The sequence below is a fragment of the Roseovarius autotrophicus genome (assembly GCF_018069895.1).
In the GTDB taxonomy this organism is placed as follows: Bacteria; Pseudomonadota; Alphaproteobacteria; order Rhodobacterales; family Rhodobacteraceae; genus Roseovarius; species Roseovarius autotrophicus.
In genome coordinates this window covers 1-16,805 of sequence record NZ_JAGQDH010000027.1, presented here as the reverse complement: position 1 = coordinate 16,805, position 16,805 = coordinate 1, and the positions used below count along the sequence as shown (strand labels likewise).

Below are 16,805 nucleotides of genomic sequence, written 5' to 3'. Positions count from 1 at the left end.
TAAAGGAGACAACCATGGCACGTGCGCAAGGCGCGCGGGCGCAGATGGCGCTCGGCTTTGAGACAGTTTACGGCACCCCGCCCGCTGGCGGCTTCACCAGGATGCCCTTCGCCAGCACCTCGCTCGGATCGGAACAACCGCTGCTGAACAGCGAACTTCTGGGCTATGGCCGCGATCCGCTGGCCCCGATCAAGGATGCGGTGACGGCGGATGGCGATGTGGTGGTGCCGATCGATGCCGCGGGCTTCGGGCTCTGGCTGAAGGCGGCGTTTGGCGATCCGGTCACCACCGGCATTGGCCCCTTCACCCATGAGTTCCGGTCGGGATCATGGACGCTACCCTCGATGTCGATCGAGACCGCCATGCCCGAGGTGCCGCGCTATGCGATGTATTCCGGCTGCGTGCTGGATCAGCTGAGCTGGCAGGTCCAGCGCTCGGGGCTGCTGACCGCCACCGCGCGGCTGGTGGCACAGGGTGAGGCGATTGCCACCACATCCGCCGCAGGCACGCCCGCCGATCTGCCCCTCCGACGCTTCGGGCATTTCAACGGCGCAATCAGCCGCAACGGCACGGCGCTGGGCAATGTCGTCTCGGCCGAGATCGCTCACGCCAACAACCTCGACCGGATCGAGACCATTCGCAGCGACGGCAGGATCGACGGGGCCGACCCAAGCATCGCCGCACTCACGGGGCGCATCGAGGTGCGCTTTGCCGACAGCACGCTGGTGGCACAAGCGATCAACGGCGATCCCGCCGAGATCAGCTTCGCTTATGTCCTGCCCTCGGGCGAAAGCTTCACCTTCACCGTGCATGCCGTCTATCTGCCGCGCCCCCGGATCGAGATTTCCGGACCGCAGGGCGTGCAGGCCACCTTTGACTGGCAGGCCGCGCGCGACACCGTGGTTGGCCGAATGTGCACCGCAACCCTGATCAATGAAGTGGAGGCCTATTGATGATCCGCCTGAACCTGACCGCCAGCCCCGAATGGCTTGAGCTTGCCCCCGGCCTGCGCCTGCTGGTCGCCCCCCTGACCACCGCGCTGATGGTCTCGGCCCGCGCCGATGCCACCATCGAGGCATTGTCCGAAGATGCCAGTCAGGAAGACCTGGCACTGGCCATGGCCAAAGCCGTCGCCCGCCGTGCGGTGCTGGATTGGGAAGGTGTGGGCGATGACGCAGGCAATCCCGTGCCAGTCACGCCCGAGGGCATCGACGCCCTGCTGGAAATCTGGCCGGTCTTTGAGGCGTTCCAGACCTCCTATGTCGCGCAGGGTCTCATTCTGGACGCGGAAAAAAACGGCTCCGCGCCCTCGCCGACTGGTCCTTCGGCGGGGGCGACCGCTATTGCGCCGCCTGTTCCGGCCCCTGCCCCGACTGCCCGGCAAGACTGAACCGGCCAAGAACGCCGGAAGGCTGGCAGGTCTGGGATCTGGTCGGTCGCCTTGGCGGCCAGCTGCGGGTGGTCCCCGGCGCGGTGCTTGGCTGGGACATGGGCGCGGCCCTCGCCATGGCGCAGGCGTTGGGCATCGACCCCCTGATCGCCGCCGAACTGCTGCCCGAGATCGAGGCGGTGATGGTGCGCAAACTCAACGAACAGATGGAAGGAGGCCGCGATGGCTGAGAGACGCGTGTCCGTCCGCCTTGTGGCGGAAGGCGGCCGCCAGGTGCGCGCCGAGTTGGAGGGTGTGGGCGCGGCTGGCGCGCGCGGCTTTGGCCGTCTGAGCCGCGAGATGGATCTGGCCAATGCGCGCGTCGCCGCCTTTGCCCGCCGCGCCACGCTGGCCGCCGCAGCTACCACCGCCGCGCTGGCCGCTGCGGGGGCCGCGATGATCCGCTCGGGGCTGCAGACGGTGGATGCGCAGGCCAAGCTCGCGGCCTCGCTCGGCACGACCGTGGCCAGCATTCAGGTGCTGGAGCGCGCGGGCGATCTGGCGGGTGTGTCGATGGGTCAGGTCGAGCAGGCCACCGTGCAGCTGACGCGGCGGCTGAGCCAGGCGGCCGCCGGGACCGGCCCAGCCGTGGAGGCCCTGCGCCGCCTGCGGCTCTCGGCCGAGGATCTGCAACGCCTGCCGCTGGATCAACGCATCGCCACCATTCAGGAGGCGCTGGGCCAGTTTGTCCCCGAAGCAGAGCGCGCCGCTGTCGCCTCGCAGCTGTTCGGCGACCGGGCGGCGCTGGTGTTCACCCGGATCGACACGGCCACCTTGCGGCAAGCCACCGCCGATGTGCAGGATTTCGGGGTGGTGGTCAGTGATCAGGATGCCGCCCAGATCGAGCGCACGAACGATGCGATCTCGCGACTGGGGCTGATCTGGCGCGGGGTCTCGAACCAGCTGGCGGTGGCAGCGGCCCCCGCACTCGAGTCTGTCGCCAATGCACTGGCCGCTATCGCACGCACCTGCGGGCCGGTCGGCATCGCAATCAAGGGGCTGTTCGACAACATCGGGCGGCTGACGACCTATGCCGCCACCTTCGCGGGCCTGATGGCCGGGCGCTGGGTGGCGGGCATGGCAATGGCGGCGCTGTCGGTGCGCGGGTTGGCCACGGCGCTGGTCGTTCTGCGCGGCGCGCTGATCCGCACCGGCATTGGCGCGCTGATCGTCGGCGCGGGCGAGTTGGTCTATCAGTTCACCCGGCTGGTCGCCGGGGCGGGCGGGGTTGGCGAGGCGGTCCGGCTGCTGGGTGATCTGGCCAAAGAGGTCTGGTCGCGGATGGGGCTTTCTCTCGACGTAGCCCTTGCCAACATGGCGGCAGGCTGGGAGGGGCTGAAGGCGTCCGGTCTGTCAGCACTTGAGGGCACCATCGCAGGCGTGGTGCGTTTTGGCGACCGGACGGCGGCGATCTTTCAGGGGGCCTTTGATGCCGCTGTCGCGATTTGGGACCGACTGCCCCGTGCCATCGGCGACTTTGCGTTTCAGGCCGCGAACGGGCTGATCTCCGGCGTCGAGGCGATGCTGAACGGCGTCGTCACCCGCATCAACCGCTTCATCAACGGCCTGAACGCGGCGCTGGCGCTGCTGCCGGAATGGGCCACCGGCGAGGGCGGCGTGCGGATCGGCACGCTGGATCCTGTCGGGCTGGGCCGGATCAGCAACCCGTTTGAAGGTGCCGCGACAGCGGCGGGCACTGCGGCAGCCGATGCCTTTTCGACCGCCCTGTCGCGCAGATTTCTGGAACCACCCGACCCTGGCCTTGGCGCGATGGCGGATGACGCCCGCGCCCGCGCCGATGGGTTTCGCGAGGCGGCGGGCATGCTGGCCGATGCCGCCGGTCGGCCGCTTGCGAGCTTGCAGGCGCTGCGCGATGCCATGACCGGCAGTGGGGCAGAGGCCGAAACCGCACTGGCCGGTGCCGTTACCGCCGCCACGGCGCTGGGCGAGGAACTTGACGACACCGGAAATGCCGCAGGTCGTGCCGGGGCGGCTGGTCGCGCAGCCGGGACAGCGACCGCTGAGGGCGCAAAAACCGCCCTGACCGGCTGGGCCGCCATCACCGCCACGCTGGCCGACTATGCCGCCAAGGCCCGCGAGATCGGTAGCGATATCGGACAGGCGCTGGTCGGGGCCTTCCAGAGTGCCGAGAACGCCGTGGCCACATTCGTCAAAACCGGCAAATTGGATTTCCGCGATCTCGTCACCTCGATGATCGCCGATCTGGCAAGGCTGGCGGCGCGGCGCTTCATCCTCGGGCCGATCGCAAATGCGCTCTCCGGCGCGCTGGGCGGCGCGGGTGGATTGTTCGCCAACATCCTGCACGCAGGCGGCGTGGTCGGCGCGCCCGGCCCCGGTCGCATGGTGCCAGCGCTGGCCTTCGCCAATGCGCCGCGCATGCATTCGGGTGGCTTTGTCGGGCTGCGCCCCGACGAGGTGCCCGCGATCCTGCAACGCGGCGAACGGGTGCTCTCGCGTCGAGAGGCGGCTGGCTTTGGCCAGGGACAGTCCTCCGTGCCCGCCGTCAATGTCACGATCAACGCGCGTGACGCCGACAGCTTCCGGCAGTCCAGAACACAGGTCGCCGCCGACATTGCCCGCGCGGTGTCGCTGGGCCAGAGAGGCATATGATGGCGTTTCATGAGGTGCGGTTTCCCGACAATATCAGCCGCGGGGCGCGCGGCGGGCCGGAACGGCGCACACAGGTGGTGGAACTGGCCTCAGGCGACGAGGAACGCAACGCCAGTTGGGCCAATTCGCGCCGCCGCTATGATGTGGCCTACGGCATCCGCCGTGCCGATGATCTGGCAGCGGTGGTGGCCTTCTTTGAAGCCCGCAACGGCCGCCTGCACGGGTTTCGTTTCAAGGACTGGGCGGACTACAAATCGAGCCAGCCGTCGCAGCCGGTCGCCCCAACCGATCAGTTGATCGGCACCGGCAATGGGGCCGTCACCAGCTTCACCCTTCTGAAGCACTACGCCTCCGGTGCCCAAAACTGGACCCGCGCCATTGCAAAGCCGGTCGCGGGCAGCGTTCGCCTTGCCCTGAACGGGGTGGAGCAGATGTCGGGCTGGAGCGTTGATACCACCAACGGCGTTGTGACCTTCACCATCGCCCCCGGCGCAGGCGTTCCGATCACCGCTGGGTTTGAGTTCGATGTGCCCGTTCGCTTCGACAGTGACACGTTGGACGTCACCCTCGGTCTTGAGCGGCTCGGGTCGATCACCTCTATCCCGCTCGTGGAGATCCGCAGATGAAGACCCTCTCCCCCGACCTGCAGGCCCATCTCGACGATGGCACGACCACGCTCGCCTGGTGCTGGCGGATCACCCGCGCCGATGGCGTGGCGTTGGGGTTCACCGATCATGATCGCACCCTCAGTTTTGACGGCACGGAGTTTGAACCCGAAAGCGGGTTTGCCGCCTCTGAGATCCGCGCGGGCTCCGATCTGGCGGTGGATGCACAGGATGCCACCGGCGTTCTGACCTCGGATCGGATCACGGAGAGCGACATTCTCGACGGGCGCTGGGACAACGCGGCGGTCGAGCTGTGGCGGGTCAATTGGGCCGACGCCAACCAGCGTGTGCTCCTGCGCCGCGGCGCGGTGGGTCAAATCCGGCGCGGCCGGATGGCCTTTGTCGCCGAGGTGCGCAGTCTGGCACATCTCCTCGGCCAGACCGTCGGGCGGACGTTTCAGGCGGGATGCGATGCGGAACTTGGCGATGCGCGCTGCGGCATCGATCTGGAAAACGCGATCTACAAGGGCACAGGCGTGGTGACCGACCTGCTGCGCGACCGCGCCTTCCGGGCCTCGGGCCTCGCCGGTTTCGAAGCTGGGTGGTTTGCTGCCGGAACCCTCACCTGGACCAGCGGGGCGAATGCCGGGCGCATCACCGAGGTTCTGGCGCATGAGCTGGCGGGTGGCATCGCCACCCTGACCCTGCTGGAAGCGCCGGTCCGCGCCATTGCTGAAGGCGACAGTTTCATCGCGCGGGCAGGCTGCGACAAGCGCATCGCCACCTGCACGGGCAAGTTCGCCAACACCCCCAACTTCCGGGGCTTCCCGCATATCCCGGGGCAAGACGCGGTCCTCAGATATGCGTCGCAAGATGGCAGCCATGAGGGAGAAGTCCTGTGATGACCGCCGATCCCGCCCGTGTCATCGCCACCGCCCGCCGCTGGCTCGGCACGCCCTATCACGAACAGGCGAGCCTTTGCGGCGTCGGCTGTGATTGCCTCGGCCTCGCGCGCGGCGTCTGGCGCGAGGTGGTGGGCGACGAGCCCTTCCCGATCCCACCCTACAGCCGGGACTGGGGTGAGATGGGCCCGCGTGAAGTGCTGGCCGAGGGGGCGCGCCGCATGATGATGGAAACAGTACCCGCCGACGCGCCGCCCGGCGCGCTGGTGCTCTTTCGCATGGTCCCGCGCGCCATCGCCAAACATGTCGGGATCCTGACCGGACCCCAGAGCTTCATCCACGCCTATGAGCACCTTGGCGTGATCGAGCAACCGCTCACCCCCGGCTGGCGGCGGCGGATCGCCTTCGCCTTCCTGTTCCCGCGCTCTGGCAACATCTGAGTGCTTCATCATGGCGACCCTTGTTCTCGGTGCCGTCGGCACCGCCATTGGCGGCTCGATCGGCGGCAGCCTCCTTGGTGTCAGCGCCGCCACCATCGGCGGCTTTGTCGGCTCATCCATCGGGTCGGTGGTCGACAACTGGATCGTCTCGTCGCTCGCCCCCGCGCAACGCATCGAAGGCCAGCGCCTCGACAGTCTGCGCATCACCTCCTCGACCGAAGGGGCGGTGATCCCGCGCCTCTTTGGCCGGATGCGCATCGGCGGCAACATCATCTGGGCCACGGATTTCCGCGAGGAGACCAAAACCAGCCGTCAGGGCGGTGGCAAGGGCGGCGGGCCAAAGGTCACCACGACCGAGTTTCTCTACTTTGCCTCCTTCGCCGTGGCACTCTCGGAGGGCGAAGTGACCGGTGTGGGGCGCATCTGGGCCGATGGCAAGCCGATGGATCTCTCGGGCGTGACCTGGCGCTGGTATCCCGGCGATGAGGCGCAGGAACCCGATCCGTTCATTGCCGCCAGGATGGGGGCAGGTCAAACCCCCGCCTATCGCGGCACCGCCTATGTGGTGTTCGAAGAACTCGCGCTCTCCGCCTTTGGCAACCGCCTGCCGCAGCTCTCCTTCGAGGTGTTTCGCCCGTTGGCCGATCCCGACACCGCTGAAGGGCTGGTCAAGGCCGTCACGATGATCCCCGCCTCGGGCGAGTTCATCTACGCCACGCAGCCCGTCCGGCGGCTCTCCGGCCCGAGCGGGGCCACCCGCGCCGAGAACCTGAACGCGATTTCCGACACAGCCGATCTCGTCGTGGCGCTCGACCGGCTGCAAGCCTCGGTTCCGGGCATCGAAAGCGTCAGCCTCGTGGTGGCCTGGTTCGGCGATGACCTGCGGGCCGGACACTGCAGGATCCGGCCCGGTGTGGAACTGCCCGTCAAGATCACCTCGCCCGTCGCCTGGTCCGTGAATGGCGTGGTGCGGGCAGGCGCGCTGCTGGTCAGCCGCGACAGTGAAGACCGCCCGGTCTTTGGCGGCACACCGGCGGATTTTGCGGTGGTTCAGGCCATCCGGGAGATCAGGGCGCGCGGGCTGCGGGTTACCTTTTACCCCTTCCTTCTGATGGATGTGCCGCCCGGCAACAGCCTGCCCGACCCCTGGTCCGACAATGAAGCGGTGACAGGCCAGCCAGCTTTCCCTTGGCGCGGGCGGATCACCGCTTCGCCTGCGGCGGGGGTCGCGGGATCGGTGGATAAGACCAGCGCCGCCGCGGCACAGGTCGCGGCCTTCTTCGGGGGCGCGACGCCCGCCAGTTTCAGCATCTCCGGGGATGCTGTCAGCTGGGCCGGATCTCTGGACGACTGGGGCCTGCGCCGGATGGTGTTGCATTACGCGCATCTCTGCGCCGTGGCGGGCGGGGTCGACGCCTTTCTGATCGGCTCGGAGATGCCCGGCCTCACCACGATCCGCTCAGGGCCCGACACCTATCCGGCGGTCGCGGCCTACCGCGATCTGGCGGGCGATGTGCGCAGCATTCTGGGCGCGGGCACCGCGATCAGCTATGCCGCCGACTGGTCGGAATACTTCGGGCACCATCCCAGCGATGGATCGGGCGATGTGTATTTCCACCTCGATCCGCTCTGGGCGGACGCCAGCATCACCTTCATCGGCATCGATAACTACATGCCACTGTCGGACTGGCGCGACGGATTTGATCATGCCGATGCAGCACTTGCCCCCGCGATCTACGACCGGACCTATCTGCAATCCAACATCACCGGCGGCGAAGGGTTTGACTGGTTCTATGCGAGCGCCGCCGACCGCGCGGCGCAGACCCGGACGCCCATTACCGATGGCGGCGAGGGCAAGCCATGGGTGTTCCGCTTCAAGGACCTGCGCGCCTGGTGGCAAAATGCGCATTTCAACCGTGCAGGCGGTGTAGAGAGCGGGACACCGACCGCGTGGGTGCCACAATCGAAACCGATCTGGTTCACCGAACTGGGCTGCCCGGCGATTGATCGCGGCACCAACCAGCCGAACGTGTTCTTCGACCCGAAGTCCTCGGAAAGCCAGGTGCCCTACTTCTCGCGCGGCTGGCGCGATGATGCGATCCAGCGGGCGTATCTGGAAGCCATTTATCTCTGGTGGGGTAAGGCCGGGAACAATCCGGTGTCTTCCGCCTATGGCGCGCCGATGGTCCATCTGCCCGACAGCGCCGCCTGGACCTGGGATGCGCGCCCCTATCCGTTCTTTCCGGAACTGATTGATGTCTGGAGCGATGGCCCGAACTGGCGGCTCGGGCACTGGCTCACCGGGCGACTGGGGGCGGTGTCGCTGGCGGCATTGGTCCGCCATCTCTGCCTGCGCGCCGGGCTGCCCGAGGCACAGATCGACGTCTCCACCCTCTGGGGCGCGGTCGAGGGCTATGTGATTTCAGCTCTGGAAGCGCCGCGCGCCTCGCTCGGGACTTTGGCGCGGCATTTCGGGTTCGATGCGGTGGAAAGCGAGGGCCGTATCAAGTTCTTGATGCGCGGCCGGATCGCCAGCGTGACTATCACCCCCGACAGCATGGTCGCGCCATCGTCAGGATCGGGCGATGTGATGGAGCTGACCCGCGCGCAGGAAACGGAACTGCCCCAGGCCCTGAAGTGGCAGGTCGCCCGCGCCGACGAGGATTATGACGCGGCTCAGGTCGAGGCCCGGCGTATCACGGTGGACACGGCCCGCATCGCCTCCGAGGCCTTCCCGATAGCAGTGCCGCCCGAAGAGGCCGAGCGCCGCTGCCGTCGTGCGCTGATGGAGGCGTGGGTTGGCCGCGAAACTGCGGCCTTCCGTCTGCCGCCCTCGCGTCTGGCGCTGGATCCGGCTGACGTGATCCTGCTCGATCACGATGGCCGCCTGACGGAAATGCGCCTCGTGTCCATCGCCGACTCCGACCTGCGCAGCATTGACGCCGTGCGCCAGGACCGCGCCGTCTATGATCTGCCACCCGGCGAGCGACGCCCGACCACGCTCGCGACGCCCACGGTGTTTGGCGCGCCGGAGATCACACTCATGGACTTGCCGCAGCTGCGCGACGACCAGCCAGCGCACCGGCCCTTGGTCGCGGCCCATGCCAGGCCATGGCCGGGTGAGATCGCCGTCTACCGCAGTGCGGCGACAGACGGATTTGCGCTGCTGACCACATTTGGCACGCGGGCCCGCATGGGCGTGCTGGCGGCGGATTTCCATGCCGGGCCGGTGTCGCGCTTCGATCTGGGCAATGCGCTGGTCATCGATCTCTATTCCGGCACGCTGGAGAGCGTCACCGATCTAGTCCTCTTTGGCGGGGCCAATGCGCTGGCCGTCGAGACCGGCGCTGGGCAATGGGAGATCGTTCAGGCCGGGGCCGCGGAATTGATAGCGCCGGGCCGGTACCGCCTGGCCCGGTTGCTGCGGGGCCAGCGCGGCACGGAAAGTGCCATCGCCAATGTTGTGCCAACTGGCGCGCGCGTCGTGGTGCTGGATACGGCGCTGGCCGCGCTACCAATCAGCGAGGCCGATCTTGGCCTGCCATGGAACTGGCGCATTGGCCCGGCCTCGAAGCCGGTCAGCGACGAGACCTACACCGCAGTGGAGTTCACGCCCGAGGGGGTTGGACTGCGCCCCTTCCCGGTTGCCCATGTCGAACAGCCGTGGCGATTTGCCCGCAGCCCCGGCGATCTGACGATCCGCTGGGTGCGGCGGTCGCGCGCGCTGGCCGCCGACAACTGGGGCGCGGGCGATGTGCCTCTCGCCGAAGAGAGCGAGACCTATGAGGTCGACATTCTGGACGGGTCAGTTGTCAAGCGATCCTTGACGACTGCCACGACCAGCGCCCTCTACACCGCCACCCAACAGACCGCCGATTGGGGCGCGCCGCTTGGCCCCGGCGACACCCTCGCTATCCGCATCTATCAGCTTTCGGCCCTGATCGGCCGGGGCAGTGGGCGATCCGTCACCCTCACCTTCTGAAAGCGTTTCCATGTCCGACAATACAACCCATCTCCTGCTGCCCTATATTCTGGCATCGCAGGCGCAGAAGCATGTCACCCATAACGAGGCGCTGCGCCTGCTGGATGCGATGGTCCAGCTGTCGGTGCTGGATCGGGATCTGACCGCGCCCCCAGACAGCCCCGCCGACGGCGACCGGCACATCGTCGCCTCGGGCGCGACAGGCCTGTGGGCAGGCTGGGACCTGAACGTCGCGCTCTGGACCGACGGCGCCTGGCTGCGGCTGGTGCCGCGCCCCGGCTGGCTGGCCTGGATCGCGGATGAGGGTGCGCTGCTGGTTTACGACGGCGCGGGCTGGATCGGCACGACCCCGACCGCGCTGCAGAACCTCGCACTGCTGGGGCTTGGCACCACCGCCGACCCCGCCAATCCGTTCTCGGCCAAGCTGAACGCCGCGCTCTGGACCGCGAAGACCGTCGCCGAGGGCGGCACAGGCGATCTGTTCTACACGATGAACAAGGAGAGCAGCACCGATGATCTGGGTCTCGCGCTGCAGACCGGCTTCGTGACCAGGGCACTGGTCGGGCTCTTTGGCTCGGACAGGCTCCGCCTCGCCGTCTCCGCCGATGGCAGCACCTTCTTCGATGGCCTCATCGTCGACAACACCACCGGCATCGTCGATCAGCCCCGGCTGCCGCGCTTCAAGGCCTGGACCAACTTTGACAATTACGTGGGCGTCGGGACCTGGACGAAGATCGGCATCAACAACACCGACTATAACGATCAGGGCGCGTTCGACGCCGCCACCAACCTTTTTACCGCGCCCGTCTCCGGCACCTACCTCCTCGGCGCGACGCTGCTCTACAAGATCAACGCCAGCGCCACGGCGCGAATGCGCGGGCGGCTGGTGCTGAACGGCACGACGGAAATTCGCGGCTCCTTCGGTGAGATTTCCGCCACCCATGTCTCGCTCGCCACTGCGATCTGGCTGCAGACCATGGTGCCGCTTGAGCAAGGCGATACCGTCGAGTTGCAGGGGAATTTCCGGGGCGCGGATGGCTTCTTCGCCGCCAATCACACCTCATTCTGGGGCTGCAAGGTCGGCTGAGGCACACCGGCAGGCCCCTGTTGCACACCAACACCAGCCCCCGACCAAAGGAACACCATGACCGAACGAATGCCCCTGCTGCAGGAGGTCGGCGCGGCCTTGCGCGACAATGGCCTGACCGCCGCCATCACTGCGCTGATCGGCGGTTTCATCGCTCTTTTGGCCGCCGTCACGCGCCGCGCCTTCACCAATGACGCGATGCTGGTTCGGCTTGAGCGTGAGCTGCTGGCCGAGCGCGACCGCGTGGACCGCCAGCGCGCCGAGGACCGCAAGGGCGATGCCGACCGGTTGGAGCGCATCGAGACCGATATCCGCGCCATGCGGGATCTGATGTTTGAAGCCTTCCAGCGCGGCCACAACGACTGACCGGTCGCACTGATTACGCCCTCATTCACCAGACCCCATGAAACCGACCCGCCCTCTTGGCGGTTTTTTTGTCAGGAGACCATCATGCCGACCACGACCTATGCCCATTTCCGCGACGTTCCCGACAGCGCCTGGCGCTGGCCCAGCTTTTCGCCCGCAGAAATCGCGTCGCGCGGGGAGGGCGCGATCAGGATCAACACGGAGGCCATGGACAAGCTGCAATTGCTGCGCAACCGCCTCGGCAAGCCGCTCATCGTCCGCTCCGCCTATCGCAGCCCCGCGCATAACCGCGCCGTCGGCGGCGCGCCCGCGTCCAAACACATGCAGGGCACCGCGTTTGATATCGCCATGTCGAACCACGACCCTGTGGCCTTTGAGGCCGCAGCGCGGGCGGTGGGGTTCCTCGGCTTCGGATATTACCCGCGCTCAGGCTTCATGCATATCGACCTCGGCCCCGCGCGCAGCTGGGGCGATCCCTTCCCGCCCCGCGCCACACCCTTCGTGCCGGAGGTGGCCCCCGCCCGCGAGGTGCTGGCCGACAGTCGCACCTTGAAAGGTGGCGGCGCGGCCGGGGTGGCCACAGTCGGCGCGGCTGGGGTGGAGGTGGCGCAGGAGGTGCTCGCGGAAACTCAATCCGCAATTCTGCCCCTGGTGCCTTACCTCGACACCCTGCGCTGGGTCTTCATCGCCCTGGCGCTGATCGGTATCGCCGTCGCCATCCACGCCCGGATCGACGACTGGAAGCGAGGGCAGCGTTGATGGGCTGGATCACCGTCATCCTCGCCAGCGGCCCGGCGCGCACAGTGCTGGGCCTGCTGCTGGCAGCAATCACCACCGTCCTGTTCCTCCTGAACCTCCGCCGCGCCGGGGAACGCGCCGGGCGGCTGGCCGAACGCCTTTCAACATCGGAGAAAACCCATGACATTCAACGCCAGATGCTGGACGCCGCCAGCCGTCGTCCCGCTGATCGCAGTGATCTTGCTCAGCGGATGCGCGATGGGCGATTCTGACGTTCGGGCGCCCTGCCCGCCGGTGGTGGAATACAGCGCCGCCGATCAGGCGCGGGCGGCGGCCGAGGTGGATGCGCTGCCGGAGGGCACCGTCGTCTTGCAAATGCTCAGCGACTACGCCGTCCTGCGCGATCAGGCGCGGGCGTGCCGGTGAAAGACAGGCCGGGCAATCGCCCTGCGGAAAGCGCCAGACGCCTCGACCGCACAATCACGCCCGGCCCGTTTCACGGGTTTACGGTTTAAAAGAGCGGCGATAAATTCCCTGACTAATGGCACGCCGAGGCAAAAATTGTCCTGCACCAAAAAGTGCACGATTGTCCACCTTGGGACCCGTCTGCCGCTGGACCGAACGATTTTGGGCGCGGGCCGAAACCAACAGTTCGGCGGATGGTGCGAATTTCCGAAGCTTCCCAAATCAGTCGGGCTGATCTACTGTTATTTGAAAACGAAAACCGGTAGGGGTCGCGCGGTGTCAAATGCAAAACAGATACTGGCGATGCTGAGGAGCCAAGCCGAGGGCGATCAGGAACAGTTTTACTCCATTGCGCTACAGGTTGCTGCGGGAGAAGCGCGTCAGGGCCATCGCGCAACCGCCGAAGAAATTCGCGCTGCCGTCGACGCGGCGCGATTCCAACTGGGCGCAAAGTCCTCTGTGCCGATTTCCTTCTCACGGCCGCGCGGCGATCTTGACAGCCTGTTGGATTTGAGAGAGCCGGGGATCCGGCTAGCGGATGTTGTACTGAACACTTCCATCAAGGGGCACCTTGATGCCGTTGTCCTTCAGCAGCAGCGGAGAGACTGGCTGAGGGAACACGGCAAAACCCCAAGCCGCCGTCTGCTGTTTGCTGGGCCACCCGGCTCGGGCAAAACAATGACTGCAGAGGCGCTGGCGGGTGAACTGCGATTGCCTCTGTTCGTCATCCGTCTCGAAACCCTCATCACCCGCTTTATGGGCGAAACGGCAGCGAAGTTGCGGCTCGTGTTCGATGAGGCACAGAAACGCAGAGGCGTGTATCTGTTCGATGAGTTCGACGCCGTTGGCAGCAACAGGTTGGCGACGAACGACGTGGCCGAGATGCGGCGCGTGCTGAACAGCTTCCTTCAGTTCATGGAGGAACCTTCTGCCACTGACAGTTTGCTTGTTGCTGCGACAAACCATCCATCGCTCCTCGACCGCGCCCTGCTGCGGCGCTTCGACGAGGTGTTGCGGTTCGAGATGCCCAGGCCAGAAGAAGTTCGGGCGATCATCAAGACCCACCTATCGCCAATGAAATATCCCAAGCTTATCTGGAAGGCGATTGAACTGTCGGCGGATGGGCTCAGCCAGGCGGAGATTGCCCACGCTGCTGGCGAAGCGGTCAAGGAAGCCATTCTTTCAGAGCGCAATCAGATTTCTACGGCCGACCTGACCCGCCAACTGCAGAAGCGGCAAGGCATGAGAACGGTATTCACCGAGGAAAAGGGGCACCTTGGCTGAGTACGAGCATCGCCACATTGATCTCAGTGGACTTGCCGTGGTCCGCGACTACAAATCCCCCGGAAGCAATGCGCGGCAGAGAACACTCCAGCGAATCCGCGAGGAACACGGCCGCCAGATCTTCGCCGAACTTGGTTCAGCGTTCGACTTGGCAGATCGCGGACGGCAGGCCTTGGAACTTCCAATTGGCGCACTGCCGCCAGATGGCGTCTATCTCGAGGTTGAACTGGCACCGTCTGTGGGGCCAACGACGCTTGAAAAGAAAAAAGAAGGCACTCGCCAAGGCGCAGTGACGATTTCGGCGACTGGCGCACGCCGCATAGCGCTCTTCGTGCCGGATAATAGTCGTGATGTATTTGAAGCGGTCTTTCGAGACTATGCGTTCAAAGAGGTCGAAGCGGGTGCGGCGGCACCGAAAAAATCGCGCGTTGAACCGGTAGAGCATATTCGTACCGCTCGCCTTCAGACCTTCTGGCGAGATGACCCTTCTGCACTGCCGGAAGACCCGCAGGTGGAAATGTGGTGGGCACTTTGGTGCTTCAAAGATCACCTCCAGCGTGTCGAGGATCTCGCATTTCGGCTCGGGTTGACCATTGGCCCCGATGACACGCGCCTGCAATTTCCGGAGGTTATTGTCTTGCCCGTCTACGGTCGGCGCGCAGCCATTGAGCTGCTCCTCTTTTCTACGGGAGGCATTGCAGAGATCCGGCGGGCGACCGACACACCCACGGTTTTCACCGACGAACTTTCAGGGATGGCCAACGCTTTTGTTGATGATCTGGCCGAACGGATTACCTGGCCCGGCCGAGAGGTTCCTGCCGTCTGCTTGCTCGATACGGGCATCAATCGGGGACATCCGCTAATCGAACCCGCCCTGACGCCGGGCGACATGCACGCCGTGGTTTCTTCCTGGGGTGTCGATGACCACAGTGAAATTGGCCATGGATCGGGCATGGCAGGTGTGGCACTGCATGGTGATCTGACAGCGCCGTTGGGCGACACATCCCGGCCGACTATGGCGCACCGCCTTGAATCCGTGAAAATACTTCCTCCAGATGGCTTCGAGCCGAACGACCCGTTTTCCTATGGTGCCATCACGACCTCGGCCGCTGCGCTGCCGGAGATTGCGGCTCCAGACCGCGCAAGGGTCTATTGCATGGCTGTCACGAACGAGAACCGGTCGGGCGCAGAACCGACGGGTTGGAGCGCCGCGCTCGATCAAATCAGTTCCGGTGCCGATGCGGTTGACGAGGGGCCCGACCACGTTCGGCGGCTGTTTGTTCAGGCAATCGGCAATATCGGAGACAATTCGCGGGCCGAGAAAATCGCTGATGGCGATGCCTTCCCAGGGGAAGATCCCGCACAAGCTTGGAATGTGCTGACGGTGGGCGGCACCACTCTGAAATCCGACATCGCCGAACGTGCTTACCGGGATTGGTCCGGGTGGTCGCGGCCAGGAGATCGCAGCCCTTACAGTCGGACGACCGCGCTCTGGCGTTCAAGCCAGTCTCCGATTAAGCCGGAGATCGTGTTGGAGGCAGGGAACCGTGCACTCAGCCGATCTGGGGCAGAGGCCTTGTCGGGCCTTCCCTCGCTCTCCCTGCTGACGACTTCCAAAGCCGTCGGAATTCATCCCGTCGCGCCTTTCTGGGCGACGAGTGCCGCAACAGCGCAAGCCGCAAGAATGGCTGCGCGCGTCATGGCTGAATATCCGGGGTACTGGCCCGAAATGGTCCGTGCGCTGATGGTGCACAGCGCGCGTTGGACACCACATATGCTTGCCGAGTTCGATGGGACGTCGGCAAAGCTTGAACGGAAAAACTTGGCCAGAAAATACGGCTATGGAGTACCCGAGCTTCGTAGAGCGCTGGCATCGGCGAGAGACGATCTTGCCTTGGTCGCGCAACGGCATATCCAGCCTTTCCGGACCGAGAACAGCAATGTGCGGTTTGGCGACGCCCACGTTTATCGTCTGCCTTGGCCTCGGTCCATCCTTGAAAGTCTTGGAGATGAACGAGTCCGTCTGAAGGTTACCCGTTCGTACTTCGTCGAACCCAATCCGAGCTTCGCGAGCGCCATCGACCCGGCCAGGTACCAGGCGTTCGGCCTACGCTTCGATCTGAAACGGGCACGGGAAACGGACGGGAATTTTCTGCGTCGGGTTAACAAAGACGACCGCGTTGAAGACGATCCACGCCCGATCAACGAAGACAACGACGGCTGGTTTTTTGGGCCGAAGTCAATTTCAGCAGGTTCAATCCATACAGACATCTGGGAGGGGAGTGCCGTCGAACTCGTCGAACGCGACCTGCTCTACGTCTACCCTATCTCTGGTTGGTGGCGGGAACGCAAAGCGCTTGGGAGAGTCGAAAGCAAGGCGCGTTATGCGCTGGTTGTGGGGATCGAGACACCCGACGTTGACGTCGATCTGATTACCCCGATCGCCATTGAGGCCGCTGCGCTTGTGGCGAGTGGCGTCAGTATCGAGGTGTAGCAGCTTTGGGCTCAACGAATGTCGCTCGGGGACTTCGGATGCGTAGAACCAGATCAGCAGGGCACCAGGTTTTCGACTGTTAGTGTGATCGGGAGCCCCCAATGCAAAAAGCCCCCGCTTTTCAAGGGGGGACTCGCCAAACGTTGAGGTGGCGTTGAGGTAAAACGCGCGTGTCTATACACAAGTGTTTTTGTCGGGTTCTAACCATTTGGAAAGGTTAGGGAATTTGGTTGCGGGGACAGGATTTGAACCTGTGACCTTCAGGTTATGAGCCTGACGAGCTACCTGGCTGCTCCACCCCGCGGTATCTGTATTTTGGATCGTTTGAGAGAGATACGCTGGGTATTTTACAGGTTTGGCGGTGACCTACTCTCCCACGTCT

Annotated in this window: 15 protein-coding genes and 1 tRNA gene; 15 read left to right on the top strand and 1 reads right to left on the bottom strand. The window is 65.3% G+C overall.

Features of this window, described 5'->3' with window-relative positions:
- The first annotated feature begins 14 nt into the window (after positions 1 to 14).
- The 15 genes from KAK09_RS16545 (at position 15) to KAK09_RS16475 (ending at position 16,423) form a co-directional block, all read left to right on the top strand.
- Positions 15 to 953, top strand: a complete 939-nt coding sequence (locus KAK09_RS16545) for a phage tail tube protein (protein ID WP_210880046.1) — start codon at positions 15 to 17, stop codon at positions 951 to 953.
- Positions 953 to 1,390, top strand: a complete 438-nt coding sequence (locus KAK09_RS16540; RefSeq protein ID WP_210880045.1) for a hypothetical protein — start codon at positions 953 to 955, stop codon at positions 1,388 to 1,390. The genes KAK09_RS16545 and KAK09_RS16540 overlap by 1 nt, the downstream gene beginning before the upstream one ends.
- 68 nt (positions 1,391 to 1,458) lie before the next feature.
- Entirely contained in the window at positions 1,459 to 1,620 is a 162-nt protein-coding gene (locus KAK09_RS16535) for a DUF7697 family protein (RefSeq protein WP_247651376.1), read from the top strand.
- Complete coding sequence (locus KAK09_RS16530) at positions 1,613 to 4,060, top strand: phage tail tape measure C-terminal domain-containing protein (RefSeq protein WP_210880044.1); 2,448 nt, start codon at positions 1,613 to 1,615, stop codon at positions 4,058 to 4,060. The genes KAK09_RS16535 and KAK09_RS16530 overlap by 8 nt, the downstream gene beginning before the upstream one ends.
- Positions 4,060 to 4,686: a phage distal tail protein, Rcc01695 family gene (locus KAK09_RS16525; protein WP_210880043.1), complete on the top strand. Its 627-nt coding sequence runs from the start codon at positions 4,060 to 4,062 to the stop codon at positions 4,684 to 4,686. The genes KAK09_RS16530 and KAK09_RS16525 overlap by 1 nt, the downstream gene beginning before the upstream one ends.
- Positions 4,683 to 5,567, top strand: a complete 885-nt coding sequence (locus tag KAK09_RS16520) for a DUF2163 domain-containing protein (RefSeq protein WP_210880042.1) — start codon at positions 4,683 to 4,685, stop codon at positions 5,565 to 5,567. The genes KAK09_RS16525 and KAK09_RS16520 overlap by 4 nt, the downstream gene beginning before the upstream one ends.
- On the top strand, positions 5,567 to 6,007 hold the full coding sequence (locus tag KAK09_RS16515; RefSeq protein WP_210880041.1) for an NlpC/P60 family protein: 441 nt from the start codon (positions 5,567 to 5,569) through the stop codon (positions 6,005 to 6,007). The genes KAK09_RS16520 and KAK09_RS16515 overlap by 1 nt, the downstream gene beginning before the upstream one ends.
- 10 nt (positions 6,008 to 6,017) lie before the next feature.
- Complete coding sequence (locus tag KAK09_RS16510) at positions 6,018 to 9,989, top strand: baseplate multidomain protein megatron (RefSeq protein ID WP_210880040.1); 3,972 nt, start codon at positions 6,018 to 6,020, stop codon at positions 9,987 to 9,989.
- Between the two features lie 10 nt (positions 9,990 to 9,999).
- Complete coding sequence (locus tag KAK09_RS16505; protein ID WP_210880039.1) at positions 10,000 to 11,076, top strand: DUF2793 domain-containing protein; 1,077 nt, start codon at positions 10,000 to 10,002, stop codon at positions 11,074 to 11,076.
- Positions 11,077 to 11,133: 57 nt separating this feature from the next.
- A complete protein-coding gene (locus KAK09_RS16500; RefSeq protein ID WP_210880038.1) occupies positions 11,134 to 11,442 on the top strand; it encodes a hypothetical protein in 309 nt (102 codons plus the stop codon).
- 84 nt (positions 11,443 to 11,526) lie between these two features.
- Positions 11,527 to 12,201, top strand: a complete 675-nt coding sequence (locus KAK09_RS16495; protein ID WP_210880037.1) for a YcbK family protein — start codon at positions 11,527 to 11,529, stop codon at positions 12,199 to 12,201.
- Entirely contained in the window at positions 12,201 to 12,452 is a 252-nt protein-coding gene (locus KAK09_RS16490) for a hypothetical protein (protein WP_210880067.1), read from the top strand. Before KAK09_RS16495 ends, KAK09_RS16490 begins: the two co-directional genes overlap by 1 nt.
- Positions 12,439 to 12,606: a hypothetical protein gene (locus KAK09_RS16485; RefSeq protein WP_336244477.1), complete on the top strand. Its 168-nt coding sequence runs from the start codon at positions 12,439 to 12,441 to the stop codon at positions 12,604 to 12,606. The genes KAK09_RS16490 and KAK09_RS16485 overlap by 14 nt, the downstream gene beginning before the upstream one ends.
- 135 nt (positions 12,607 to 12,741) lie before the next feature.
- Positions 12,742 to 13,929 carry an AAA family ATPase gene (locus KAK09_RS16480; protein WP_247651371.1) on the top strand — a complete coding sequence of 396 codons (1,188 nt, stop codon included), beginning with the start codon at positions 12,742 to 12,744 and terminating at the stop codon, positions 13,927 to 13,929.
- Positions 13,922 to 16,423 (top strand): S8 family peptidase, encoded by a 2,502-nt coding sequence (locus KAK09_RS16475; protein WP_210880035.1) that lies wholly within the window; start codon positions 13,922 to 13,924, stop codon positions 16,421 to 16,423. Before KAK09_RS16480 ends, KAK09_RS16475 begins: the two co-directional genes overlap by 8 nt.
- Positions 16,424 to 16,650: 227 nt before the next feature.
- On the opposite strand, the gene KAK09_RS16470 is transcribed toward KAK09_RS16475, so the two are convergent.
- A tRNA-Met gene (locus KAK09_RS16470) sits at positions 16,651 to 16,727 on the bottom strand.
- Positions 16,728 to 16,805: the final 78 nt, after the last annotated feature.